The 26,212-nt window shown below is 31.8% G+C and carries 31 protein-coding genes and 1 pseudogene; 9 read left to right on the top strand and 23 right to left on the bottom strand.

The window, feature by feature from the left end; genetic code table 11:
* Positions 1–29 precede the first annotated feature (29 nt).
* From AC2CGR_RS07125 to AC2CGR_RS07110, 4 genes are all read right to left on the bottom strand, one after another.
* Positions 30–1,226: an MFS transporter gene (locus tag AC2CGR_RS07125; RefSeq protein ID WP_087964381.1), complete on the bottom strand. Its 1,197-nt coding sequence runs from the start codon at positions 1,224–1,226 to the stop codon at positions 30–32.
* Positions 1,227–1,365: 139 nt separating this feature from the next.
* The gene (locus AC2CGR_RS07120; protein ID WP_087964380.1) at positions 1,366–1,782 is read right to left on the bottom strand and encodes a MarR family winged helix-turn-helix transcriptional regulator; all 417 of its coding nucleotides are present in this window, start codon (positions 1,780–1,782) and stop codon (positions 1,366–1,368) included.
* 117 nt (positions 1,783–1,899) lie between these two features.
* A complete protein-coding gene (locus AC2CGR_RS07115) occupies positions 1,900–2,526 on the bottom strand; it encodes a PRK06770 family protein (RefSeq protein WP_131102129.1) in 627 nt (208 codons plus the stop codon).
* Positions 2,527–2,607: 81 nt separating this feature from the next.
* Positions 2,608–3,381 carry an HAD family hydrolase gene (locus AC2CGR_RS07110; RefSeq protein WP_131102127.1) on the bottom strand — a complete coding sequence of 258 codons (774 nt, stop codon included), beginning with the start codon at positions 3,379–3,381 and terminating at the stop codon, positions 2,608–2,610.
* Between the two features lie 309 nt (positions 3,382–3,690).
* Here AC2CGR_RS07110 and AC2CGR_RS07105 point away from each other — a divergent pair.
* Positions 3,691–4,455 (top strand): annotated as a pseudogene (locus AC2CGR_RS07105) (arginase family protein).
* A gap of 36 nt (positions 4,456–4,491) precedes the next feature.
* On the opposite strand, the gene AC2CGR_RS07100 reads toward AC2CGR_RS07105, so the two are convergent.
* The gene (locus tag AC2CGR_RS07100; RefSeq protein ID WP_484480690.1) at positions 4,492–5,151 is read right to left on the bottom strand and encodes a nucleoside/nucleotide kinase family protein; all 660 of its coding nucleotides are present in this window, start codon (positions 5,149–5,151) and stop codon (positions 4,492–4,494) included.
* Positions 5,151–6,047: a CPBP family intramembrane glutamic endopeptidase gene (locus AC2CGR_RS07095; RefSeq protein ID WP_087964377.1), complete on the bottom strand. Its 897-nt coding sequence runs from the start codon at positions 6,045–6,047 to the stop codon at positions 5,151–5,153. The genes AC2CGR_RS07100 and AC2CGR_RS07095 overlap by 1 nt, the downstream gene beginning before the upstream one ends.
* A 375-nt stretch (positions 6,048–6,422) precedes the next feature.
* Here AC2CGR_RS07095 and cspD point away from each other — a divergent pair, with 375 nt between their 5' ends.
* Both cspD and AC2CGR_RS07085 read left to right on the top strand, forming a co-directional pair.
* Entirely contained in the window at positions 6,423–6,626 is a 204-nt protein-coding gene (gene cspD / locus AC2CGR_RS07090; protein WP_000176368.1) for a cold-shock protein CspD, read from the top strand.
* 86 nt (positions 6,627–6,712) lie between these two features.
* Positions 6,713–6,898, top strand: a complete 186-nt coding sequence (locus tag AC2CGR_RS07085; RefSeq protein WP_000286198.1) for a cold-shock protein — start codon at positions 6,713–6,715, stop codon at positions 6,896–6,898.
* A 39-nt stretch (positions 6,899–6,937) separates the two neighbouring features.
* Here the strand turns inward: AC2CGR_RS07085 and AC2CGR_RS07080 are convergent, their stop codons facing one another.
* Positions 6,938–7,489 carry a GNAT family N-acetyltransferase gene (locus tag AC2CGR_RS07080; protein ID WP_087964376.1) on the bottom strand — a complete coding sequence of 184 codons (552 nt, stop codon included), beginning with the start codon at positions 7,487–7,489 and terminating at the stop codon, positions 6,938–6,940.
* 522 nt (positions 7,490–8,011) lie between these two features.
* Here AC2CGR_RS07080 and AC2CGR_RS07075 point away from each other — a divergent pair.
* A complete protein-coding gene (locus AC2CGR_RS07075) occupies positions 8,012–8,560 on the top strand; it encodes a hypothetical protein (RefSeq protein ID WP_087964375.1) in 549 nt (182 codons plus the stop codon).
* Positions 8,561–8,616: 56 nt separating this feature from the next.
* Here AC2CGR_RS07075 and AC2CGR_RS07070 read toward each other — a convergent pair whose 3' ends face one another.
* The 5 genes from AC2CGR_RS07070 to AC2CGR_RS07050 all read right to left on the bottom strand — a co-directional run bounded on the left by AC2CGR_RS07070 (position 8,617) and on the right by AC2CGR_RS07050 (position 12,779).
* The gene (locus AC2CGR_RS07070) at positions 8,617–10,017 is read right to left on the bottom strand and encodes a protoporphyrinogen oxidase (protein ID WP_087964374.1); all 1,401 of its coding nucleotides are present in this window, start codon (positions 10,015–10,017) and stop codon (positions 8,617–8,619) included.
* A gap of 60 nt (positions 10,018–10,077) precedes the next feature.
* A complete protein-coding gene (locus tag AC2CGR_RS07065; RefSeq protein WP_087964373.1) occupies positions 10,078–10,806 on the bottom strand; it encodes an alpha/beta fold hydrolase in 729 nt (242 codons plus the stop codon).
* A 112-nt stretch (positions 10,807–10,918) separates the two neighbouring features.
* A complete protein-coding gene (locus AC2CGR_RS07060) occupies positions 10,919–11,068 on the bottom strand; it encodes an aspartyl-phosphate phosphatase Spo0E family protein (protein WP_000424361.1) in 150 nt (49 codons plus the stop codon).
* A 168-nt stretch (positions 11,069–11,236) separates the two neighbouring features.
* Complete coding sequence (locus tag AC2CGR_RS07055; protein ID WP_087964372.1) at positions 11,237–12,184, bottom strand: hypothetical protein; 948 nt, start codon at positions 12,182–12,184, stop codon at positions 11,237–11,239.
* Positions 12,185–12,218: 34 nt separating this feature from the next.
* Positions 12,219–12,779: a helix-turn-helix domain-containing protein gene (locus AC2CGR_RS07050; RefSeq protein WP_087964371.1), complete on the bottom strand. Its 561-nt coding sequence runs from the start codon at positions 12,777–12,779 to the stop codon at positions 12,219–12,221.
* Between the two features lie 171 nt (positions 12,780–12,950).
* On the opposite strand from AC2CGR_RS07050, the gene AC2CGR_RS07045 reads away from it, so the two are divergent.
* On the top strand, positions 12,951–13,838 hold the full coding sequence (locus AC2CGR_RS07045) for a DMT family transporter (protein WP_484480689.1): 888 nt from the start codon (positions 12,951–12,953) through the stop codon (positions 13,836–13,838).
* 38 nt (positions 13,839–13,876) lie between these two features.
* Here AC2CGR_RS07045 and AC2CGR_RS07040 read toward each other — a convergent pair whose 3' ends face one another.
* From AC2CGR_RS07040 to catA, 4 genes are all read right to left on the bottom strand, one after another.
* Positions 13,877–14,389, bottom strand: coding sequence for a GNAT family N-acetyltransferase (locus AC2CGR_RS07040; protein WP_087964369.1), 513 nt, complete (start codon positions 14,387–14,389; stop codon positions 13,877–13,879).
* 149 nt (positions 14,390–14,538) lie between these two features.
* Complete coding sequence (locus AC2CGR_RS07035; protein WP_484480910.1) at positions 14,539–15,483, bottom strand: GNAT family N-acetyltransferase; 945 nt, start codon at positions 15,481–15,483, stop codon at positions 14,539–14,541.
* A gap of 37 nt (positions 15,484–15,520) precedes the next feature.
* Positions 15,521–16,000 (bottom strand): GNAT family N-acetyltransferase, encoded by a 480-nt coding sequence (locus AC2CGR_RS07030; RefSeq protein WP_087964367.1) that lies wholly within the window; start codon positions 15,998–16,000, stop codon positions 15,521–15,523.
* A 252-nt stretch (positions 16,001–16,252) separates the two neighbouring features.
* Entirely contained in the window at positions 16,253–16,903 is a 651-nt protein-coding gene (gene catA, locus AC2CGR_RS07025) for a type A chloramphenicol O-acetyltransferase (protein WP_087964366.1), read from the bottom strand.
* Between the two features lie 200 nt (positions 16,904–17,103).
* Between catA and AC2CGR_RS07020 the strand changes: the two genes are divergently transcribed.
* A complete protein-coding gene (locus AC2CGR_RS07020) occupies positions 17,104–17,286 on the top strand; it encodes a DUF4021 domain-containing protein (protein WP_087964365.1) in 183 nt (60 codons plus the stop codon).
* A gap of 43 nt (positions 17,287–17,329) precedes the next feature.
* On the opposite strand, the gene AC2CGR_RS07015 is transcribed toward AC2CGR_RS07020, so the two are convergent.
* Positions 17,330–19,561 carry an MMPL family transporter gene (locus AC2CGR_RS07015; protein WP_484480688.1) on the bottom strand — a complete coding sequence of 744 codons (2,232 nt, stop codon included), beginning with the start codon at positions 19,559–19,561 and terminating at the stop codon, positions 17,330–17,332.
* Between the two features lie 116 nt (positions 19,562–19,677).
* Here AC2CGR_RS07015 and AC2CGR_RS07010 point away from each other — a divergent pair, with 116 nt between their 5' ends.
* The gene (locus AC2CGR_RS07010) at positions 19,678–20,301 is read left to right on the top strand and encodes a TetR/AcrR family transcriptional regulator (RefSeq protein ID WP_087964363.1); all 624 of its coding nucleotides are present in this window, start codon (positions 19,678–19,680) and stop codon (positions 20,299–20,301) included.
* 141 nt (positions 20,302–20,442) lie between these two features.
* Here AC2CGR_RS07010 and AC2CGR_RS07005 read toward each other — a convergent pair whose 3' ends face one another.
* Together AC2CGR_RS07005 and AC2CGR_RS07000 are read right to left on the bottom strand one after the other, a co-directional pair.
* The gene (locus AC2CGR_RS07005; RefSeq protein WP_484480687.1) at positions 20,443–21,096 is read right to left on the bottom strand and encodes an MBL fold metallo-hydrolase; all 654 of its coding nucleotides are present in this window, start codon (positions 21,094–21,096) and stop codon (positions 20,443–20,445) included.
* Positions 21,097–21,162: 66 nt separating this feature from the next.
* Positions 21,163–21,570: a GNAT family N-acetyltransferase gene (locus AC2CGR_RS07000; RefSeq protein WP_484480686.1), complete on the bottom strand. Its 408-nt coding sequence runs from the start codon at positions 21,568–21,570 to the stop codon at positions 21,163–21,165.
* 547 nt (positions 21,571–22,117) lie between these two features.
* On the opposite strand from AC2CGR_RS07000, the gene AC2CGR_RS06995 reads away from it, so the two are divergent.
* On the top strand, positions 22,118–22,558 hold the full coding sequence (locus tag AC2CGR_RS06995; protein WP_087964360.1) for a MarR family winged helix-turn-helix transcriptional regulator: 441 nt from the start codon (positions 22,118–22,120) through the stop codon (positions 22,556–22,558).
* Between the two features lie 33 nt (positions 22,559–22,591).
* Positions 22,592–23,413, top strand: coding sequence for a class I SAM-dependent methyltransferase (locus tag AC2CGR_RS06990; protein ID WP_484480685.1), 822 nt, complete (start codon positions 22,592–22,594; stop codon positions 23,411–23,413).
* Positions 23,414–23,790: 377 nt separating this feature from the next.
* Here AC2CGR_RS06990 and AC2CGR_RS06985 read toward each other — a convergent pair whose 3' ends face one another.
* The 4 genes from AC2CGR_RS06985 to AC2CGR_RS06970 all read right to left on the bottom strand — a co-directional run bounded on the left by AC2CGR_RS06985 (position 23,791) and on the right by AC2CGR_RS06970 (position 26,080).
* Positions 23,791–24,261 carry a DMT family transporter gene (locus tag AC2CGR_RS06985; RefSeq protein ID WP_087964358.1) on the bottom strand — a complete coding sequence of 157 codons (471 nt, stop codon included), beginning with the start codon at positions 24,259–24,261 and terminating at the stop codon, positions 23,791–23,793.
* 16 nt (positions 24,262–24,277) lie between these two features.
* Positions 24,278–24,973: a Crp/Fnr family transcriptional regulator gene (locus AC2CGR_RS06980; RefSeq protein ID WP_484480684.1), complete on the bottom strand. Its 696-nt coding sequence runs from the start codon at positions 24,971–24,973 to the stop codon at positions 24,278–24,280.
* A 19-nt stretch (positions 24,974–24,992) separates the two neighbouring features.
* Positions 24,993–25,418 carry a DMT family transporter gene (locus AC2CGR_RS06975; protein WP_087964356.1) on the bottom strand — a complete coding sequence of 142 codons (426 nt, stop codon included), beginning with the start codon at positions 25,416–25,418 and terminating at the stop codon, positions 24,993–24,995.
* Positions 25,419–25,600: 182 nt separating this feature from the next.
* On the bottom strand, positions 25,601–26,080 hold the full coding sequence (locus AC2CGR_RS06970; RefSeq protein WP_484480683.1) for a DUF2798 domain-containing protein: 480 nt from the start codon (positions 26,078–26,080) through the stop codon (positions 25,601–25,603).
* Positions 26,081–26,212 lie beyond the last annotated feature (132 nt).

Genomic DNA, 26,212 nt, shown 5'->3' with positions numbered 1-26,212 from the left:
ATATCAACCCACGTTTTCTTTACTACTACTTATATAGTCATCTTCTTTTTATTAGGTGATGTTTTTTCTTTAACTAGAACAAATATGATTGGAAGGACAAGTAAACTAGCAATTGCACACATTAATCCTAAGGCAGAAAACGGAAAGTCATTACTTACGGCAAGTGAAGCTACGCCAGAAGCAATAGTCATCCCAATATACATGGCAGAGCTATTTAATGCCATCACAGTACCTCGTACAGCTGGTTTTAATTCTGAAATTAGTGCCGTTAATGAGGCTTGGCCAAATCCAATAAATAGACTCCAAATTATATGTACAGTGATTGCAATTACTAGATTTTCTAGGGAAAGCGAGAATAATATTACACTAATTGAGGCTAAAATACTGGCAATCGATATAACATTCTTCTTTCCTATTTTATCAGCTAACTTTCCACCTAGAATATTACCGGCTACACTACCAACTCCCGCCAGAAAGATTACCATACCTATTTCACCAACGGAAAGTCCAAAATTATCCCCATAATAAACACCTATGTATGAAAACATACCATGTAATCCAATTGTCCATAGAAACGTCGCTAATAATGCAAATAAAACTGATACATTTACTAAAACCATTTTTAATGGTGCTCCTAACGTTTTCGCTATAGAAACATGCACCTCATCTCTCTGTTTTTCATTTTCTAATATGTGATTAACTAGTAATGTAAGAAATAAAGTTAATAGTCCTATACTATAAAATGTCCATTGCCAATTTCCTACTTCAGATAAAAATGCGCCTATAGGTACTCCAATAACTGTCGAACCTACCATTGCTCCCATAATCGTTCCCATCGCTTTCCCTCTTGACTCATATGTAACTTTATCTCCTACTAATGCAAAGATACTTGGCATAATCATCGCACCAGATAAACCTGTTAGACCACGAAATAATAAAAGAATTTCAAAATTCTTCGCTAATCCCGTACAAAATGTAGAAATAGAGAAAATAACAAACCCTATTATAATCATACGTTTCCTTCCAACTCTATCAGACATCGTTCCGAATAAGGGTGCAGTTATTCCATAACAAAGTGCATAAATTGTAATTAATAAACCTCCACTCCTATCAGGGATACTGATTGTTTCTGTAATAACTGGTAATAAAGGTGCCACTAATAATGAATCTAATCCAACAAAAAAAGCTACAATTGCCAAAATACGTATCATTGACTTTAACTCCATATATAACTCCTCTTTATTTCATATATGAAATATTTTTCATTGTTATCCCTTCTTCAATTTTTACTGCACCAGATTTTATTTCACATATGAAGTATTTATATAAATAAAAATGTAACAGAGTGTTACATTTTTACTATATTTAATTCAAGTGCTTCTTCCACTTTAACAATAAAGCATCTAAATGCTCTTCTTCTTCTTTCGTAAAACAACCACAGTTCTTTTTTAAAAAATCACTATATTGCACATCTACTTGCTTTTTCGTTTCTTCACCTTTTTTAGTTAAATAAACGAGCGTTTCACGTTGATCATTTGGATTCTTCTCTGTCATAACGTAACCATCACGCTTCATCCTTTGAATCATTGTCGTCATATTACTTGGAACACATCCCATGTTTTCAATTAACTTTGACATGGATACTTTCCCAGATTTTGCGAGTACTTGAATTACTCCAAATTGTACGTAACTTATATCATACTGTTCAATTGCCTTATCTAGATTTTTTTGGAGTAAATGATAAACATCACGAATATTACCGTAAAGCTCTCTGTTATTCATATGTAAGCTCCTCTAATTTATTTCATATATGAATCATATTCCCATTTATTTCTTGTGTCAACAAAAAAACACCTTTGTAATTATGACAACAAAGGTGTTTCAAAATCAACCTATCTCTTATTTATTAGCCTGTCCCCCACCTGCAATTAATTTACTGCCTGAATATGTACTTTTTTGTATAAACACTTGATTAATTAACTCTTTTTGCTCCGCCTCTGACATTACTCCTTTTCCTTCTCCTAAATTCCCGCTTTGTAATTTCCAAATCTGATTGTGATCCTCATCCATCTTTTCATATTTTCCTTGTTTCCATCTCTCTAAAATATCTGCATATGTTTTTCCTTGTACTAGATCATTACTCTTTACAATATCAAGTAAGCTTTCAATTCGTTCTTGTGTGATAAAAATGTAACCCCACTTTTGATCAGCCTTCGTTTTTTGATGTGCCATTTCATGTAAAGCTGTCTGTATGTTCTCATCTGTCCATTTAAAATTTTTATTAAAACCGCTATTTGGTAATGAATGATTGCCATTTTCTAAAACCTTTGCATCTTCAGCTTTTACATTACTATCAGCCAGCACTTCTGCTGCCGGAGCAGCTGGTGTTGCCTTTTTCGCAGCTGGTTTACTATTATTCAAATAATACAGCATACCATACGTTATACCTACGCCGATTACCGCCATACCAGCTAAAATACCTATTATTTTAAATAATGTTTTCATCTTGCTTGTTTCCTCCCACATATCCCATTCATAATATCTATTTATAAAAAAACAGATGTAGCATCTCTTTTTGGGCAGCTTACTGCAATTTATTTTTTCATACTAATTAGCATAAACATAACTTTTACTCTCCAGAAATATAGCAACTCCATCCTCATCGTTACTTTTAGCAATATATTTAGCGACTGACTTTAATTCCTCAACAGCATTGCTCATTGCTACACCAATTCCACACTTCTCTATCATTTCCATATCATTGTAGTCATCTCCAAAGGCAATTACTTCACATACATCTCGATTTAAGTGCTGTAGAACATATTCAATACTATTCCATTTTGAAACTTCTGCATGCATAATTTGACACAAAGTTCCGTCATCTGTAATGACTGCCTTGCATTCATCAGGCAATTCTTTAATGAATTCTTCGTTTATTGAGTCCTTAGTACAAATAATTACTTTTGAAGCTTCTTCAAAGTCTAAATCTCTTACATCCATAATTTCACATGGTACATTGCCAAAATAATCAGTAACATCAAAATTTGAATACAACTTATCACCTATTTCAAGACAAATTTGATGAAGATTATACTTTTTTGCTATTTCTATGATTTCTAAAATGTCATTTTTAGAAATCTTCATTTCATATAAAATATCATTACCTTTAAGAACTAGAGCCCCGTTATAACAAATGACTATCTCACTCTTTAACACGTCGGGAATATACTGTTTTATAGCTCTTGGCGGCCTTGCCGTAGCAAAGATCAATTCGTCTCCATTATTTTTACATTCTCTTAAAATATTAATAGATTTCTCTGAAATTGTTTTATCACTTCTTAATAAAGTCCCATCAAGATCCGAAATAATAATCTTTTTCATACTTACCTTTATTCTCCTTTCACAAATAATAACTTGAAATATTGATTATTTGTTGAATCAACTTAGCATCTGCGGTTAGTTCATCTCAACCTACTTTTAGTCTCAAATTCATTTCAAGTTTCATTTATTACATTCCTATTTCCTGAACCGCATATATATATTTCCTTATATTGTATTTCTTTTCTTTAAAAATTGAAAGATTATTCTGTCAAAAATATCCGTTTTTTCAAATGCAAATCCACTTCTAAGCAGTTCAGTTTAAATTTATAAAAATATATGCTAGCCTACATATAAAGGAGATGAATAAATATGAGTTTATTGTATAACGGTTTAACTTTTTTAAACTTTGACGATACGTATTTATTACAAAATAAACTTCATTCTTATTCACATGAAGATATTGATTTTAGTCATTTAGAGCACTCAAATCTGTATTGCGAGATTCCTTCTTTAATGCGTATAAAACGGGAGTTATATCGTAGAAAGCAAAAAGGAGTCACTTTTATTGGTTCTGGAAATTATCATTATGTATCTTATTTACTTCTAAAAGAAATTAATGAACCATTTAGCCTTATTTTATTTTATTTGATCATCACACTGACATGAACTTAAAGGAAGAAAATGAGCATACTCTTATTTCTTGCGGGTCATGGGTATCATTCGCTCTTCAAAACAACCCAAAATTAAAGAAAGTAATTATTATTGGACCTTCTTCTTTAACAATTCATTCTAATGACTATTCATGCGTAGAAGTATTCCCAATAGATACATCTAATGAGGTATCTGCATATACAATACTTTCGCATATTCATACAGATACTATATATAAGCATTGATAAAGATGTTTTAGATTCAAAAGTAACTATTACAAATTGGGATCAAGGACATATGAAACTCTCTACACTATTAAAATATATTCATTCTCTCATTAGGAATAAAGATGTCTATGGTATCGATATTTGTGGTGAACTACCTGTTTATCCTTCTCAGCTCTTTCTCGCCAAATATACAAACGCTATTAAGAAAAATAAAAAAGCAAACTTACAAATTTTAAAATCAATATATAATACATAAAAAAACAACGAGTGCCTTATAAGGCACTCGTTGTTTTTATGCGCGATTTTCTTTTAACCACTTCGTAATCGCATTTAACCTCGAAACATCAAAACGCCTCTCTTCACACACTTTTATACTGTTTAAACTCTTCACAATTTCTAATTCATTCGACTTTATACTTTTTGCCTCAATTAATTTACAGTACCCGTCTGTAACAGTATTTAAATTTTCATAATAACGTTGAAACGATTTTGATATATGTAAATGTTTTTCAAAGTTTCTTCTTCTTTTTGTCTCGTCAGATTCTTTCCGTTTTCTAAGTTCTTCATCATTCGTATATAAATAAAAATATTGATCAGGAAAACCAATTTCCCTATTAATCAGCTTTTCTTTATAAAAGTTTTCTATTAAAGATAATGGCTGATCGAATATTTCAAAATGGAAACACCAATTATAACTTAGTGGCTGATAAATATCGCCATCAAGTATTACTAATTCATATTGCTCTGACTTCTGCACTGCTATTTTCCAGCGCTCTACTTGTTTTTCAAAATACCATGTTCTATGTTCATTTTTTGGTCTTTCAAATAAAAAATTCACTTCAGGTATAATATAAGCACCATAATTCTTTTCTAACTCACGACACGTTGTGCTCTTACCAACCGCACTCGCTCCCTCAAACGCTATAACCCCCATAGTTTCTCCCTCTTTCATTAACTAAAATTTCGTTGTTTCGCTTTTCTCCCCCATAACTGTTTCCATAAAACAATTGAAGCGATAGAGAGCATTATTGTTGTAATGATACTCCCTTCAATTCCGAACGAGCCTCCATGAAGGAATTCCGATCCGCTTGTTACAGGTTTAAAAAGTGGTGTAGAATACATTGCCATTCCACTAACTGCAAAACCGAATACGTTATATTGTGCCCAATTCCAAATGGAATGCCACGCACATATCCCCCAAAGGCTACTGTCTTTCAAAACGTAAAAAGCTGCAAATACACCAACTAATATTATATTCGATATTGAAAGAATTGTAATACCTGGATTTAGTAAATGAAGAAAACCAAATAAAAAAGAAGTTACAACAACCCCGATCCATATACGGCTTCTAACAGAAAGAACTGGAAATAACCAACCTCGAACAACAATTTCTTCTGTTGCACCTTGTATTAAAAAAGCAACTAAAGATCCCACAATTCCAAGTATAGCGGTTGGTGTAATATGTTGCATTTGTAGTTGTACATTTCCGGTTAATAAAAGTAGCATGACTGGTATTGAAATAAAAACAAAACCTATTAATGCACCTCTTAAATATTTTCTTATCCATTGATTTCTCCAAAAACCAATAGATGAAAATGATCTTTTCTCTACAAATCTAATCCATAGAAAAACAAAAAACACAGCCCCACCAAACGTTAATATCATCTCAATGTTACTATAAATCGCTTTCATAATAATCGTTTCTGCTTTCGGTAAAAACAGCATAAATATCATGAACAATTCACCTAAAGTCAAAAATACAATTGCAAGTATAACAGCAAATACTGGATGAACTTTTCTTCTTCCTTCTTTGGCTGCTTCAATTATTTTAAATTGATTAGACTGCAATATTCTCGCCTCCTTAACAAATACATCAACACTATTCTTATACTATATATCGATTCAATAATACAAACTTTCAATAAAAATGTTCTTAGTTTAGCATAAACCAAATTTAGGAATAATATATAAATAAAAGAGATGTTTTTGTGTCTTTTACCATCCTATTTCACACTGGTATTACCAGCACTTGCTATTTCCCACCATTTGTTGTAAGATAGTAATTAAGGTCAATTTAACAGTATATTTTCTTTGCATATTATCAAGTATCAATTAGGAACATTTTATATTCCTTATGGGTTTTTGATAATATGTGAAATTTTATTTTTCATTCAAATAAGGCCGAACATATTGTAATCTTTTTAATTTTTAGGAGGCATTACCATGACATTAACAGGTAAAGTAAAATGGTTTAACAGCGAAAAAGGTTTCGGTTTCATCGAAGTTGAAGGTGGCAACGACGTATTCGTTCACTTCTCAGCTATCACTGGCGACGGCTTCAAATCTCTTGACGAAGGTCAAGAAGTTAGCTTCGAAGTTGAAGACGGTAACCGTGGACCTCAAGCTAAAAACGTTGTAAAGCTATAATTCAAACAATAAAAAGGTTGTTACCAGCACGGTTAACAACCTTTTTAATATATAACTAAAATTTTTTACATAAAAGGAGTGGTTACATGTATCGCAATCGAAAGAACGATGTAGCAGAAGTACCACCAGAACAAACCCCTGTCTGGGAATGTGAAGCAGAGGATTGTTTAGGATGGATGAGAAAGAACTTTTCATTTGAAGAAGAGCCTAAATGCCCTTTATGTAAAAGTAGCATGAAAAGCGGAGAACGTTTATTACCTAAGTTAGGTTAATTTTTTACTTAACCCCTCTTATTTAAGAGGGGTTTTTTATTATAAATTTATATCTTCAACATCCGTTCGAACTATAGAATACAATAGTGCATCATGTTGCTTATTTCCTTGATGAATATATCCACGTAATAATCCTTCTTTATGAAAGCCTATTTTAGATAACATTTTACAAGAAGTAACATTTTCAGGGTATGTAATAGCACCAATTCTAAATAAGCCTAAATCTTGAAATCCATAATGAATAATTTCCCTGGCTGCTTCTGACGCATAACCATTCCCCCAATAACGAGGATGTAAGTCATATCCAATTTCAGATCGTTTACTCCATAATTGTAAATTATTTAATCCAATTGTACCCATTAAAGTATTTGTTTCTTTTAATACAATCCCCCATCGTATTGCCTTTTTTTCAAAGTAATTTTTTGAAAAGGATTCAATCATACGTGAAGCTTGTCCAAACTCCGTAAAAGAATTCATACCGTAATAACAAGTTACCTCATCCAATGAAAAGATTTCATATATTTTTTGACAATAAGATTGTTCTATTTCAACTAAACGCAAACGTTCTGTTTCTAATATAGGAAATGCCATAGGATCACTCCTTTCTTTCTACTTATTCATTATAGCAGAAAACATATTTATAATTAGGAAAGTCCTCAATGTCCCATTAATCAAATATTTCAAGAGTAGCCTCCCCTCTTAATTCAATACGAACTAAGAGTAACCCTTCTTGCATTCACATGATGAGAAAAATAAAGAGATGATCATAGTAAACTGATCATCTCTTTATTCCCTATTTATTTGCAACTAATGCCCAATGACATGGAGCTGTTTGTCTCCAATTTATACTTGAAAAACCAGTTTCTCTAAGAAGTGTATCTAACTCATTAACAAATGGATACAACCACATTCCCCCCTATTCCCCTGTGCTTACCTTCATTTTTTAAAAATTAATTGTATTATTTTCATTTCCATCACTCCGCTCGTAATAATATATTTTATACTTTCGATTCCATACTCACTTTTCCCTTCTAAAATAACACCCTATCCCATACATTTATGGTAAAATATAGTTAATAAATATATTTTTTATTGCGGAGGTGTAAAAATTCTATGTATATATTCATCGGCTTATCCCTCTTACTCATATTACTCATATTTTTATTTGCAAAAAAGTTCGCCCCAAACTCATTCATGATGACTAGTTTTAAAGGTAATAGCTTTAAGACATTTTCAATCAGCATGTTAATCGCCGCTACTCTTTCTCTTTCATATGGAATCTATCACGCAGCAACATATCAACCTAAACATTTAGATATCACATTACAAAATCAAAACTTTACTGTTTTCGGTAACGTTGGAGAGCTTGGATATTTCTCGGAAAAATTACTAAAAAAAGATACAGAAGTTCAGCTACATCTTGCCTCTTGGAAACCAATGCAATTAAATAATCCAGAAATACTAGTAAACTATCCTTCCGGTAAACAGGAAACATGGAAACCGAACATTACATTAATTCCTGCCAATAAATTAAAAGAGCAACATAATATAAAAGAACTCTATCAACTCTCATCATATTCATTTAAAGAATCCGGGAACATAACCTTAACAATTACTGAGAATCATACAACTAATAAAAAAATCTCAATTCAAGTGAAATAAATAAAATGTCCCTCCAGCATAACGGAGGGACATTTTATTTATATATGTATGCTATATTAATTTGACGGTTCATGTAATGTTGCAATGATTTCATTTGCAGTGTTCTTTCCATTCCCAATACATGCGCCAATTCCGACACCGTAATATGAGGCACCAGCTAAGTATACATTAGGATAAAGATCCGTCATTTTTTCTTGTAATGTTTGAACCGCTTGATTATGTTCTAAATGATATTTCGGCATTAAATCTTTCCAATTTGTCACTTCAACTACTTCTGGTTCACCTTTAATTCCGAGACTCTTTTCAATATCGTATAAAGCGACTCGTACTAATTCTTCTTCACTATAATTTTTAATCGTTTCATATACAGGATTGGTACTCTTATAAAACATTCTTACTAATAGCTTTTGTTTTCCAGATGTATGTTTCCACTTCCGGCTTGTCCATGTACAAGCATCACAATGTAAATCACTGTTTTCCGTTACGATAAATCCTGTGCCGTCCGCTGGTAATTGTTCATCTAGTATGTCAAATCCTAAGTAAATACTTATAAGAGATGAATTTTTAAATGTATGAAACTGCTCGTTCAACTCATTAGACTGTAATAAAGTTTGTGCGATATCATGCGGAGCTGCTAAAACAACATAATCAGCTTGGATTGATTCGTGATTTGCAAAGGAGACTTCATAGCGATTACCTTGTTTGCTTACAGCGGTCGTTACAGCACCCTTCTTAATAACCGTCTCAGTCAGTACTTCTTCTAAACGATTAATAATCGTAGATAATCCACCTTTAAATGATACGAATTTTTTGTTTCCTGCTGATTGAAACTGTTTTTTATTCTCTTCAAAACCTTTAATAATACTTCCATATTTATTTTTATAGTCCAGTAAATACGGTAATGTCGATGCCATAGTAAGTTCATTCAATTTACCGGAATATACACCTGAAAGCACTGGGGCAATTTGTCTATCCACTAACTCTTTCCCTAAAAAGCTTTCTAAAAATACCGCAAGAGAAGTATCTTTTGTAAACTCTTTATTTTTCGTTATGAAATCTTTTAAAGCAACAATTTTCCCTTTCGTTGATACTAGCGTACTGCTAAACAACGACTGGACACTCATCGGTATCCCAAATATAGTGTCAGAAGGAATTGGATGTAAAATATTATCAAAATATATGTAAGAAATACCCGTTTCGTTATATACCATTTCTTCTTCTAAATTTAAATCTTTTATAAGCGGCATGACATGTTCATTACGAGCAACGATAGAATCTGCTCCGGATTCCATAATAAAATCCTTTTCTTCTACACTATGGATTTTACCACCTAAGTACTCTTCTTTTTCTACAAGGATTAAATTCAAATCTATATTATAATCCTTTTTTAATTTTTCTAAATAAAACATAGTAGAAAGTCCTGTTATACCTCCACCGATAACAACAACTGTTTTCATATGTGCTGCGCTCCTAACCGATACAATTAATAATTCCTTTATTATTATACCCAAAAGTCCTTATATTCGACTAGCAACTTGCCCGTTCTGTAAGAAATTAGACAATATATTCGAATAAATTTTCGGTTGATCACTATGCACTAAATGACCAGCAAACGGAATAACGGCAATATGAATATTTTCGTTTAATTGTTTGAACGTTGTAGCAGCTGTAACTTCATCTTCTGAATCTCCCCCAGCAATACAAAGAGTAGGCACTTCAAGATTAGCTACATCACCCGTCTCATCAAATGGGTACCAATCTTTAACTTGCCACGATTCAAGCAATGCTTTCCAATCACTTTTTTCATGAATTTGATTCATATAAGTTACAACTTCTTCATTTTCCATCAATTGTTGATGACACTTTGCTTCATACTCCTGAGACTCCTCCCAATTTTCTCTCTTAACCGGAAAGATACCTGAAAAACTTAATGTTCTCACTCTATGTGGATAGTTTTTTGCAAATAATAAAGCGACTAATCCTCCTAGTGAAACACCAGCTATATGACATCTATCAATTTGTAGATGCTCTAACGTATCATATAAATCCTTTGCAGAACGTATGAAATAATCCTCCAATGCTCCTCCTGATCTTCCATGCCCTCTTAAATCAGGGCGAATGACTTGATAATTTTGTTCTCGAAAAAATGCTACCTGCTCTTCATATTCTACTAAACCTGTCATACCACCAGAATGTAAAAGTACGATTTGTTCCCCTTCGCCTGAAATGTGCGTAAATAATATCATAGTTCCCCCACCTTTAAAACAGAATATTCTATCAACTATTAGTATATAGTATACATTTGAATTTCCAAATAAAAAAGAACTATAACATTTTCACATCATGTCATAGTTCTTCCTATTTTAAAAACATAAAGTAATTAATTAATTTGTCTATTTCTTGACTTAATGCCAATACTTTTTCATGTTGAATTCCGTAATCTGATACTAAATATAAAAGTTCTTCTTTCTTTATTTCAATTACTTTTTCCAATTTCACTAATTCCATGTCGTTTTACTTCTCTCTCCAATACTAAAATGTATGTATTTTAGTATAGCCTATTTACATAATTAGTAAAAGTAAAATACTCATGTAAAATCTTACATATTTTAAAATAATATACTAACAACAAATAAATTTATATTTTTGTACCTTAATACAGACCATTAGGCTTCATTACGTATTCATAACAAATCGGAATTTCTCTAAAGTTATATCTTTATATTTTGGAGCCCTCTTAATATGATCAAAGTAACTATATGAGAATTTAAAGACATGTCCAAAATCCCAATCAAATGTACTGTAGTCTTTTAGCCAAAACTGATTTTCTGTTGGTAAAATATGAGCACGTTTCGTTTCGATTAAAGGTAAACAATCTATCGGTGATTGTAAAGTTATTTCACTATTTGACGTTAGATTTTGACTAGCACGTAACACGTATACTAGTTTTAATAGTGGACGTATCGCTCGGTGGAATATATCTATATGCCCTAAGTCATACATAATATTAATTGCATGAGAAAATGTAAGTAAATGACCAATTAAATCATGATGCGATTCCGCTCTATAAATAATATTAAATTGCGATAGCTCCTTTAAAATAAACTTTGATAGTTGTTTCGGATTTCTCAATTCACTTTCTATCTCATCTTTTATACTTAATTCTTTTACTTCCTTCGTCGTAAAACCAATCCACGATCTACCTGGAATTGTTTTTCGAAACGATAATATAAGGTTCGTAATCCCTTCAATTGCTTGAATATCACCCCATTTTTGTAACTCTTTCATAGCTAATAAACTTAATGCAGCATAAATGACATTATGTCCGACCCAATGAAGTTCATCAATTGTATGTTCTAATGATTTTATAATCATTTTTTCAGCACTTTGAAAATCAATTTCTTCTTTATGATCGATGATTTTACCTAATTTTTGCTTGCTTAGCATCATTTTTGTTTGAGAAAACATACTTCGAGTTACCTCTTCTTCTATATCGTTATCTTTCATGAAAAAGTAACTAGCAATTGCAGCTGCTCCGAAATGTGCATGCCAAATATCATTTGTTTCTTTTTTACATTGAGAAATAATTGACAAGCCACCTTTTAACACAGTTTTATTTCCCATCTTTCTATCCCCCGTAATAAAAATCAATTTATACTCATCCTAAAGATGGCGTCAATACAAATAAAATATGATTGGATTCATCACTTTTATTCAAAAAACGATGTTTCACATTTGGCGGGATACGTACAACATCCCCTTCTTCTAAGAAATACTCTTTGCCTTCTAATTCCACATAAACTTCTCCTTTCATAACAACAGCAATTTCTTCCTTCTCTTCATGTGAATAGTGACTTTCCGTTGTATTTGCTTGTTTATTTAAGTCCATCATTAACATTTCAATACGCGCTTTCATAAAATCAGGTGTTAATACATCATATACTATGTGATCGCTATTTTCTCGATACACTTTCTTTCTATCTTTCTTCTTAGAAATGAGTGAATCTGTATCAATCTCATTAATAAACAGTGTAAATAGCGGTACATTTAATGCTTTCGCTATTAATTCCAATACACTTAACGAGGGATTCGCATGTCCTCTTTCAATTTGACTAATTAGTGACGTACTAATCCCTGCATACTCAGCGAATTCACGAATTGTCATATTATTTTTCTTACGATAACTTAAAACAGTTTGTCCGAGTCTATCATGTATCATAATAAAAACTTCCTTTCGTCCATCATATTGCATCTTTCGTTGTCTTTGTGCTGACATACTAAACAAAGGCAAATAATCCTTTTCTATCGTCTCCGAGACTTATATACTTACCTTTGTACATTTTATCGTATTTAGTTCATTATAATAGACAATCTATCGGAGGGACAAACTTTGAAATCACCTATTCTTTCATATTGCATCTTATTTTTCGGCGTATTCGCCTTATCAACTTCAGCGATTTTTGTAAAATTGGCCGATGCTCCTGCGACAATCATTGCTTTTTACCGATTATTCTTTGCCACACTGATTCTGTTACCGTTATTACTATTTAATAAAAATAGTCGAAATGAGCTAAAAACTTTAACGAAAAAACAATGGACATTCGGATTCATATCTGGGCTATTTTTAGCTGCACATTATGTACTATGGTTTGAATCATTACAATATACTTCTGTAGCAAGCTCTACAGTTATCGTAACATTACAACCTTTGTTCTCAATGATTGTTGGTTATTTTCTATTTAAAGAGAGATTTACGAAAGGAGCAGTTTTTGGTTGCCTCATCGCCATTTCGGGAAGTATCATCATTGGATGGCAAGATTTCCAAATTAGCGGAGAAGCTTTATACGGGGATATTTTAGCGTTTATTGCGGCAGGAATTATTACAGCTTATTTCTTCATTAGCCAACATGTTCGCAAAGATTTATCACTTATACCATATTCGCTCATTAGTTATGGAAGTAGCGCCTGTTTTCTTGGTGTATTTGCTTACATGCAAAACGAATCTTTCATCCACTACTCTACGCAAACTTGGATCTATTTTTTTGGCTTAGCGTTTATTGCAACGATTTTAGGCCAAACAATATTCAATTGGTTATTAAAATGGATGAGCGCTACTGTTATCTCTATGAGCATTTTAGGAGAAACGATTGGAACTTGTATACTAGCGTACTTTATATTAAATGAAACGATTTCTTTACAACAAGGACTAGGCATTACAGTTATTTTTATTGGTTTAGCATTATTTTTAATGCAACCCAAACTACCTAACAACATCTAACAAATAAAAAGCATGACAGTATACTGTCATGCTTTTCACTATCCATTATGTACGATTAAACCATCAGGTCTAAAACGACTCATCATAATTTCATTAATAAACTTTCCGTGAGCCTTCAAATTCCCTATCTTTACTCCCTCTTCTACAAATCCGAATTTTTCATATAGAGATTTCGCTTTAGGATTCGTTTCTAAAACACCTAGTTCTACTCTCTCTAACATTAACCAATTATCAGCCAAATCAATCATTTTTGTAAGAAGTGCTTTTCCAATGCCTTTATTATGATATTCACTATCTACCCCGATAAACAAATCACCCGAATGAGATCTACGTCCTGGACTTTGAGTTAACCCAACAAATCCAACAACTTCTCCATCATACTCTGCGACAAATTCAAATTGATTTGGCGCTAAATTTCGAATTCTATTTTCCATCGCATCTACACGCATACTAGGTAAGAAAACCATATAAGGTAAAACGTCATCCTGTATGCATATACTGTGAATCGCTCTAGCATCTTGTATTTCTACCGCTCTTACTTTGATCGTCATATTTTCTTCCCTCCATATTCTCAACAAGAAAATACATTCTAGCCTCCCGCATAAAACCCCTTCTCTTCTTTATTTTTTTATGTTATTTTTACATAATTATTTCGGGATAATATTAGATTTACGGACAACTTATCTACAATTAATACCGGTTAACTTTTTACTTTATTATATAACGCAAGCAGCTTTTCAATTGGAATACCATTTACTTTCATACCGGTCATATCACAATTTTCTATTTCAACATTTTTCAAATTACTATTATGTATTACACTACCTTCTAAATCACAATTATCGAATATAATAGGTTCCTTCTCATCTCCAAGACGTGTATTTTTAAATTGCACTCCACCTAATGTCACCAAATTAAAATTGCTACCGGAAAGATTTAAATCTGCAAATAAAGACCTTTTTAAATTTATATTTCTAAACTTAGATTGACTTACATTACAATTACTCATATTCATTTGCATTATATTACTACCAACAAATGCACTATTTTTTAAATTCACTTGATAATATTCTGTATTAACCAAATTACAGTTTTCGTATTTCCCCGTTTTCATATCTTTATTTTTAATTAAGTTCTCTTCAACTGAACCTACATGTATTCTTTTTACATAACAATACTCATCTTCAGATTTAAAAATTATTTCACAGCCTATTTTTTTATAAAAATGATGATTATTAAGTTGTCTACTAGATGTTTCAAGATCCCAAATCCTTACGCTTTGATATTCCTCTTCTATTAATTTCATTACATATGATCCAATTCCTTTTCCTTGATACACAGGATCTACAAAAATACGATCAATTCGACCGTATGACTTACCAGAAATCGTAACTATAATTCCCCCGATTATTTTTTCATCCATCATCACTTTGAAAGAATCCAACTCTTCAATCGAATATTTCATCATTTCAACTGAAGAATAACCTGGTGGTTGGATGTTATAGTCAATAACATCCCCTTGACCGCATAGCCATCGTTTTGCTTCTTCATCAAATGTTCTTGTCATTATTTCTGTTAACTTTTCAGCATCTACAATAGTAGCTTTTTCTATAGATATTATTGTCATTTTTGTTTTCCCCTTTATTGTTACAAGCTAATAATCTTTGCGAACGAAATAATTATCAATTCACTTTTGTTTTTAAAGTTTTGCCCATTATTATATATGGAACATCATTTGTACTTGGATGAAATGGCTCCATTATATTTATCCACTCTAATCTTTCATATAACGAACGCGCTTTTTCATTGTTTATTTGTGTTGTTAAAACACTCGTTCTATTTGAAATCCCTTTTAGTAATTCATTATGTAATTTCGTTCCAAGACCTTCATTTTGATATTGTGGATGAACTGCTAACTCTACAAATTCAAAACAATCTTGTAACCACTCTTCTACTTGCTCTAGATTTAACGCTTCTCTCATTAATTGATTATAGTACTGTCCTTCTAATGAGCGATAACCATAAGTAAAACCAACCACTTCATTTTCATCATTTATTGCTACTATACCTTTAAAATCTGCATATTCTACATGTCTTTTCATTCGCTCAATCATCTCATTGAAATTTGTTTTTTCAAATGCTTTACAATACAGTTTTGCCATATTCTCAATTAGGATCTCTTCTTTTTCAATACTTACGAATTTCCCTTTACTACCCCCTATTAAATCATTTATATCCTTAAATTTTTAAAAACAAAGAAAATTAACACTAATCTATCTATTTACTATTAAACTACAAATCAGCCTATATTTTCCACTATTACTTATTATTAATGAATAAAAAAGAGACCATGCAATATAAACATGTTCTCTTCTATTATTCATTTTCAATTGTATAGAATTAAAAATTAGTTGTTACTTAAGCCACTCGTTGCAACTATTACTTAACTCCTGTAAATCTTCTATAAATCGACTTGCATGATACCCATCACAAACCGAGTGATGAACTTGCAATGAAACTGGTAGCATAACCTTATTTTCTTCATTAAAATATTTCCCACAAGTTATAATTGGTAATAGAAAATCAGCATCATTATTAATATTTAGATTAAATCCAGTAAAACTAGTCCAAGGTATGCTAGAAATCGGAAATACATTAGGCGGAATATTTTCTTTCGTGAAAAGACCATGAACATTAGCATAGCATCTCATATCTTCTTCATAATTTTTATAGAAAATGCGAAAATCCCTTGAATAATCCGTCCATATACTTGAAAAAGACTTATCATCTTTATGAAAGATTGTATAACTTGGTATCATTTCCTCCCAATAACCCAAAACTCCTTCTTCATTAAAACATGTTCGAAATTCTTTATGTTTATTTATTATTCTCGAAATTATATAAATAAAAGTCGGATAAAATTTAATTCCCTTTTGATGTACTTTCTCTATCAAAAGCGTAATATCAACATTTACTGTCATACTAAACGTACATTTCAATTTTAAATAATGCTCAAAATACTGCTCTCTATTCCAATTTTCTCTATCAATTACGTGAAACTTCATTTTAATAGCCTCCTAAAATTTTCTTTTTATTTTAGAAGGCTAATTTCCTTGCTTTCACCATAATTGTTCACTCCTAACAGTTTACATTTCACCCTAATTGTTTATTTAATTATATAACATCTATAAGAATCAATTCACATATTTCTGGAAATCCATCCACATACTATAAATAAATCAAATGAAATTTGGAGGATTCATACATGAATAACAAAAATGTAAATAAAAAAGAAAATGTTATCGAAAACGCAATACCTATCCAAAATAATAATACTGCAAATCTTAATATCGAAGAACAAGCAATGAACGGCTTATATGGAATGCCCGAAACAACAATTGAAGATGCTGATCATGCTGCATCGGATGATTTGACTTCAAAAAATTAATGTCATTGAAAAAAGCCAAGGAAAATATCCTTGGCTTTTTCAACTATGCATCCACTTTTTGTATCTCTTTACTCTTTCTTGAAAGTTTCCCTGGCCAAAAAGCAAAGCGACCTAAAACGACTGTGATTGCCGGTACAAGTAGTGGTCTTACAATAAACGTATCTAGTAATACACCAATTGCTGTTACGATACCAAATTGAACAAGCACTTGAATTGGAAGTGTTCCTAACACAGCAAAAGTTCCGGCTAAAATTAAACCTGCGGATGTAATGACACTACCTGTTTGTATAACGCCATTTTTTACTGCATCCAAATGATTTTGTGTCTTTCTGTTTTTCCATATTTCTGAGACCATAAAGATATTATAATCTTCACCTAATGCAACTAAAAATACGAATGCATATAACGGTATTGCGCCTTGAATGGCCGGTGCTCCCATACCATAATGAAGTAATAGCCACCCTGCTCCAAGTGCCGAGAAGAACGATAATACAACAGTTACAATTAAATAAATCATCGCAACAATTGATCGTAAGTAAACAAGTAATAATAAAGCGATAATACTAATCATTACTGGAATAATAACCGCTTCATCACGTTCTGTAATTTGCTTTGTATCATATAATGAACCTGTTTCTCCGCCAATCCATAGTTGATCTTCAGCATTGGTAACCCCAGCATCTTTTAATACTTTTTCTACACTGGTTTTCAATTTAGGAATTTGATCTAACGCTTCAATTGAGTATGGATTTTCAGCTAAAGAAACCTCATACATTTTAATTTGCTTATTTTCTTTCCCCTCTTTTGGTTCTTTCACTGTTTTTACGAAAGAAAATTTCTCTAGTTCTTGTTTAATAGGAAGCTCTTTTCCTTTCGTATCAACAACAACTTTTACTGGCGCTAGTTCACCAGCTGAAAAGTGATCACTAATTAACGTAAACCCTTCGCGTGAAGGCATATCCTTTGGAAACGATTCTAATAGGTCATATGTGTATTGAATACGTGGTACAAATGATGCCAACCCACCTAATATAAATACAGTTAGCATAATTATTGTCCACGGTCTTCGTACTACAACATCTCCGAGTTTTTTACTAAAGGCGCCTTTTGATTTTTTAACTTTTACTACTTTCTTTTTCCTTCTTGTTAATTCCTCATCCATCGAAGTTGTTCTCGGTATAAACGGGAAGAATGCAGCTCTACCGAAAATTAATAATAAGGCTGGTAAAATTGTTAAAGCAGCGATTCCCATTATGAATACCGCAACGCTAAATGGTACTGCAAATCGATGAAAGGCACCATAATGAGCAAGTAATAGTGTTCCTAGTCCAAGTACAACAGTTAACGCACTCATTATAATTGCCCCGCCAGAAGCTTTAATCGCAAGTTGCAATGCTTTATATTTACTTTCTTCTTCTAACAAGTACTCTCTATATCTCGAAATTAAAAATAGACAATAGTCCGTTCCAGCGCCAAACAATAATACTGTCATAATTGATATCGCTTGGGCATCTACTTTAATCCATCCGTGATCAGCTAAAAAACCGAGTGTAGGACTAATAATACCGTATGCAAAGCCAACAACAAGTATAGGTAAAATCGCTAAAATTGGTGAACGATACAGTAAAATTAATAAAACTAACACTAGTAATACAGTAGCCACTAACAATTTCACATCTGCTTGACTAAATAAACTAACTGCATCCGTTTGAATACCTACAGGTCCAGATAATCGAACATGTAAACCAGATTCACTTATTTTTTGTTTAAATGGATCTCCATCGACCTTACTATTCACTATGTTTCTTAAATCTTCAATATTTCCTTTTAATATATCTGTTCCAGCCGATTTGTTAAAGAATACCGGTGTAACAAATGATGTACCATCTTTTGATGCACTTTTTGATAATACTTGTTCCGGGATTGTATCAAATGGTGGTAACGTTGATTGTTCCTTTAAAGGACTAGCTTTTAACTCTTTATAAACGTCTTGTATGAGTTTATAATCTTGTGACTGTAATCCACCATCTCTATACCATACTACTAACAACGGATTCCCCGCATTATTCGGAAATTCTTTTTTCATAAGTACTTCCGCTTGCTGTGACATAGCTGTTTCAGGTAAATTTTTCGGATTCGGTTCTTTCGTACTGTTTACTTGTGGTAACGTAAATGAAAGTAATAATGTAATAAGAATCCATACCGATAAAGTTATCCACTGCGTATGCTTCCCTGCTACAAGCCTCCCTAACATATGTAACGGGTGCTTTTTCATAAAAAACCCACCTTCCTTTTTTCCTCCACTATTAATTATATATACTGGTCGGTTAATTAATCAAGAATGAATAAAAATTATGTTATAATTATCTAAACAATACATGTCAGGAGCGAATGGATTTGGAACAAAAACAACGCCCTCTTGGAAGGCCTCGTCAAAATAAAAATACAAAATCTACAAAAGAAACTATTTTAGAAGTTGCAACTCGATTATTTCTTACTCAAAATTATCAAGTCGTTTCCATGGATGAAGTAGCAAAAGTTTGTGGTGTTACGAAAGCAACCGTCTACTATTACTATTCAACAAAAGCAGATTTATTTACCGCTACTATGATTCAAATGATGGTGCGTATACGAGAAAATATGTCTCAAATCCTTTCTACAAATAAAACGTTACAAGAAAGGTTATTGGATTTCGCTAAAGTCTACTTACACGCAACGATGGATATTGATATGAAAAATTTTATGAAAGATGCAAAACTATCTTTATCTGAAGAACAATTAAAACAATTAAAACATGCTGAAGACAACATGTATGAAGTATTAGAAAAAGCACTCGATAATGCAATGCAAATTGGAGAAATCCCGAAGGGAAACGCTACATTTACTGCTCATGCATTCGTATCTTTATTATCAATTGGGAATTTTAAAGATGAAAATCACAATCCTATTCTTGCAAATATAGATGAATTAGCAGAAGAAATTGTTTCGTTTTATTGGAACGGTCTAGGTCACTAATATTAAACTGCTTTCCTTTAATAAAAAAGCATGTTTGAATTTTTTCAAACATGCTTTTTTATCATTTAAGTGTTTTATTTATATACCAACAATTAGACTACACTTTAGCATCCATTATCAAAAAATTATTATCTTCACCTTTTACAAATTTTGAAGTTGAACCTTTATATTCCCCATGCTTAATCCCCCATGGTAACAAACTACAGATTCAATATCTAGATTTAAATACTTCTTCAAAGACTGCTGTGCTTCCATAATATTTAAAGTTGTTGGGGCATGAACTCCTCCTAACATTCCGTTCACACTATACATCGAGTCTCCAGCGACAAGGATTTTGCTTTGTTTCAAATATAAACTAATATGACCCGGAGTATGCCCTGGAGTATGGAGAATTAGTATTCCACCGCAATACGGAAGTTCTTGCCCATCAATCACAGTGTCACTCACTTTTCCTTTTGGTAGATTCTCTACATGTACATCTTTCAATAAAGGTATATCTCCCTCAATATATCGCTTATCTAACTCGTGCGCATAAACTTTAATATCACTTACACCATTCTCCAATAAATTAGGAAGGCTACCTATATGATCTATATCCTGATGTGTCAAAATCACAACTTTTAGCTTATCAAAAGATACTCCAACTCTCTCCATCTCTACTTGAATATCTTCAAATTGTCCATGGAAACCAGTATCTATTAAAACTGCAATTTCATCATCCCATAAAAGAATTGGGTGAATGATAAATTCTTGAAACTCAAGTTGTAACATTTCTACTCCTTTAGCAATCTCCATACAGCAACTCTCCTTTATACTGAAGTTTGAAAATATGTACGAGTAAAATAAAAATATTAAGCACCGCTATCTCATAATATGTTTTGTCATCCCAATAGAGAATGCTTCAAACCCTATAGATTCATAATAAGATTGCAATTTTTCCAAGCACATAAGTTGCGGAATAACCTTGTTTTGTTCGCATTGATGAATTAATTGTTTCACTATGTCTTTTCCAATACCAATATACTGATACTCCGGCATTACACATACACCGCAAATAACGCCTGTTATTACTCCATCGGATATAATACGCCCCATCCCAATTAATTGTTGCTCTTTAAATGCATATATTACATACCAACTTTGTTTACACATTTGTTCCAATTCATTCACCGTTAATTTAAGAGAATTCCATCCTAATGATCCGTATAAAGCGAATAATCCATTAAAATCTGTAGGATGTTCACTTGTGTAGCGTATACTATTTTCCATGTAAATACTCCCTATTCTATAGTTTGTTAATGTTCTATAAAATTCCCTTAATGAAAATTGCGATTGACGTGAAAATAACTAGAACAAACTTCAATAAGGAAGATAGAATTCCTTCTCAACATAAAATAAAAAGAAGTTATCTCACTTGAAATAACTTCTTTTATATAAGACTCTCATTATATTATCAACCAAAAAATATACAACTGCATACGATAAGTACAAACAAAACTAATAAACCATTTGAGAAATAACCCATAGAATACTACCCCTTTATTTCATTATGTAAAAGATTTTATCATAAAATGATTTACAACATAATAACCGAAAAAGACATTGTATTCATTAGTTATATATGTTTAGTAATATTTTATATTCGGTTATATTCTCCTTGCCTAAAACCACTTCTCGCCCCCTCATAATTCAGTCCACATAACTTTTAAAAAATAGTTATTAGTAAACTTTTATTTACTATAAAGAGTGATTTAAATTGTATTATAGTTAATTTAGTAATAAAATAATTACTAAACTCATAAAGGAATCAAAAACAATGACCCAAAACGAATTATTAAATGAATACATGAATTTATTATTAAATATGTCAGGTACTTTTAAATTACTATCGGAGAAATCCTCAGAATTTACACATTTAGAACAACACGTAGTAGAGTATATCGCCCAGCAAAAGGTGCCTGTAAACTTAAAAATGATTGCTAGTTATTTAAACATCCCTAAACAACAATTAAGTGTAACAGTGCGTAACTTAGAACAAAACGGATACATCATAAAAAAGCAAGATATGGTAGACAAAAGAGCTATATTAATCTCTCTGACAGAAAAAGCTGAAAAAGTACATTATGAAAGATGGAAACAAATATATACTAATTTCACAGTAAATCTCGAAAAGTTATCTGAAGAAGATAGGCGGGATTTAACTTATGGACTACATAAAACAAATACAATGCTCTCAAAAATGTTAAATAACGACTAAATATATTGTTTATTACTAAACGGAGGATGTTTCATGGTTAAAGAATTAGATTTACAATCTGTACAAGGTACGATGCTTATTCCACTTTGGGGAAGAGCATATGGCAGTGAGAAAAATAAGGATATTTTAGATGATATAGAGGCTATTCGAATTATTAAAGAATGTGATTTTGACTTCTCAACAATAGCAAATACATTTGGAGAATACGGATGTATCACATACATTACCCGTGCACGAAAAATTGACGATACGATAAAACAATTTATAATAAAACACCCGAAAGCTACTATTGTAAACATTGGTTCCGGACTAGACACTACTTTTTCAAGAATCGATAACGGTACAATACATTGGTACAACCTTGATTTGCCCGATGCAATCTCTTTTCGCAAAACTTTAATTGAAGATACCCCAAGGAATACTAGTATAGCTAAATCATTTTTTGATACTTCTTGGTTTGATGATATAAAATATGATCAAAATGACGGCATTCTTTTCATATCAGCAGGTGTGTTTTATTACTTTAAAGAAGAAAATTTAAAAAAGATCCTAGTCGCTATGTCAAAACGTTTCCCTGGAGGAGAATTATATTTTGACGCTGAATCAAAGTTCGCACTGAATATTTCGAATGCTACTGTAAAGAAATCTGGTAATAATGGTTCTATGATGTATTTTTACGTAAACAATCCAAAATCAATAGAAAAATGGTCCTCTACAATAAAAGTATTAAGCTGCTCCCCTTTCTTTAAAGATATACCTACAAATAAAGATTGGGATGGTAGTACGCGTATAATGATGAGAATTGTAAATTTAATAAAAATGTTGAAGTTTGTTCATTTACGGTTCAAAAAATAATAAGTAAAGAAGTACTCAATACATTTATACTTAGGTCATAAATGTTCATTTTAATAAAATCAAAGGCAGAAACATAATTGTAAAGTGAAACTTTAATCAGTGGGGGCTTTGTTCATCCCCCACTGATTATTAGCCCCCACCTAGCTTCTTTGCTTTCGCTGAATTTTGAGGTGGGGGTCTTACTGCCCGACAAATAGCGGGATAAAATCTTGCATGTACTATACATGGGAGCTAAAATGTTGAATCTCATCGATTTCCAAATCATGTACACCATCTTGCAACATATATTGAATCACTTACCCTCTCTCCTTATAACCCACTTACTACTTTTTAAATGTATATGTTCTGACCATTAACAGCTTTTACCTTTAAATTCTTTAGACCCTATCCTTTCTTATATGAATAGCTTTCTTATTCAAAGATAGATTTTTAAAAATTCCAACTCCCACAATTAATAAACCTATACCAACTAACTTATTTATTTGTAATGGGACGTTCTCCATTCCGAACAATCCAAATGTATCAATGGATAAAGCAACTACCAATTGAGTAATAAGGCTAATTAGCACCGTATACGCTGGACCTAAACTCTTTATTGCACCCATTATACAAATAATTAACCCAATGCCAAACAATCCACTTACATAAAACAAATAATTTGTAGTATACACTTTAATGCTAATACTGTTTTCTGTAATGAAATAAAATAGTATAGAACTTATGAGACCTATTCCAAGAACACATGCAGTTGTTAACCACTGCCCTACATTTTCATTCACTTTTGTATTAAAAACAGATTGTAAACTAATTAATATTCCTGCTAATATAGCTAGACTAAATCCATCCATCATCCTTCTCTCCCTTTTATTGTTCATATATATTATCTTTCGCTACTTCCTTCATTCTAGAAAATTCTTTAATTACAATGACTCCATTACTCTTTTCAATTAATTTTTCTTTATAAAATTTTTGTAACACCCGAATTACATGCCTATAACTTACCCCTATAAAATCCGAAATACTTGTTACCGAAGTTGCATCCAAATCATCTTTATACATATTCCCATTACTATCAGTAGAAATAGAAAGTAAATAACTAGCTACACGTACTTCTACTGGATAAAGTAAATTAAGAGCTGTAAAACGAGTCGATATTTTTAACGTGTTCGCAATGTTTTCAAGTAAGAACTTCATAAATATAGGATCATGTAATAATTCGTTTCTAATAGCCGTATGAGAAATAGAGATTGCTACAACATCTGAACAAGCTTCAACGACATTATGTGCTTTACTATTTTGTATTAATTCAATATCACCAACAATGGCCAATGGATTGATAAAGCGAAGAATTAGTTTCTTCCCTTCAGGGGTAATCGTGTAAACTTTTACTTTACCTTTCACAACAAAATATAAACGATTCATTTCTTCATCTATATTGCAAATAAGCTCGCCTTTTTCAAAATGATTTAATTGAAAATAAGCTGTATCTATTTCTGAAAAAACCTCGAGTGTTTTATTGTTTTTCAAATAATGCGTAATTAAACCTGATCTATTCTCCATATTCATTTCCTCCTTTCCTTTACATATTAAATACAACAATACCTATAATCATTACTATTGTTCCCACAATATGATATCTCTCCATCTGTATCTTTTTTATATGAAACAGTCCTTTCATTTCAATAACTGTTGCCGTTAACAATTGAGCAACCATTAGTGTGCCTGCTGTCAATGTAACTCCTAATGAATATATCGCCATCGTTTCTGCACAAATAATGAATCCACCAAATGCACCCGCTGCTAAATATACTTTTTTCACACTCTTTAAATCCGTTACTTTCTCTTCTTTCTTTAACAAAAATACAGTTGTTGCAATACTGAATCCAATTAAATGGGTTATAATACTCGTCGACCATATACCGATATGTGAACTAAGTTTCGCATTAAAGGTCCCTTGAAGTGTTATAAATATCCCTGCAAAAATAGCAAATATAATACCTTTCAAAAAATCATCTCCTCGCCTTTTCTTTCTGACTTAATTAAAAGCTATAATCCTATAATGGCAAAAGGACAAATGTCACATCACTATGAAAATAACTTGGAATGAACAAAAAAACACACCCCCAAAATGCGAGATGTGTTCATTTTTCATTATTAATATATAATGTTTTATAAATAAAAATTACGTTACATTAAAAGATTCCTTTTCATAACAAACTTTGCAAATAAGAAACGTACAAGCGGTCCCATAATAATTAATTGTAATGGATATGCCATTATGAAATTTTTAATAAAAATCGAAAAATAAATTGAAACAAATGAATCTCCTTGCAGTCCACCATGTAAATACATCATAGCCATTCCGTAAAAAGACATAAAGAATACCATTCCAATGACCATAACTGTCGCCATCGTAATAATAATATTTACTTTCTTCGATTTATCAAACGGTAACGCGAAGACAATTTTTTTCGCACAAGGTCCAACGATACATATTTCAATTAATAGCGCAATAATAAATCCAATTAGTAGTTCTAATGCAATCTCCTTAATATGAATTGACCCTCCTGATCCATTCATTAGTAAATTGTAAAACGTCATTACGATAACCATCCCAAGGCACATCATCATACCAAATTGGAGGTTTTCTTTTCTTGTTGTTGGCAAAATTCATCATCCTTTCTCTTTGAGTCTTTGTCATTATATCGATATTAAAACCCCCTTCGTAAGTGAACATTTTGTGAACAAATTTAAAACGTTTTCATATATTTTCTTTACTTTCAACTCAAATTCTCACTT

This window comes from Bacillus sp. LSHTCR4 (assembly GCF_057197025.1).
The sequence above is the reverse complement of the archived record's forward strand: the minus strand, read 5'-3'. Positions and strand labels throughout refer to the sequence as shown.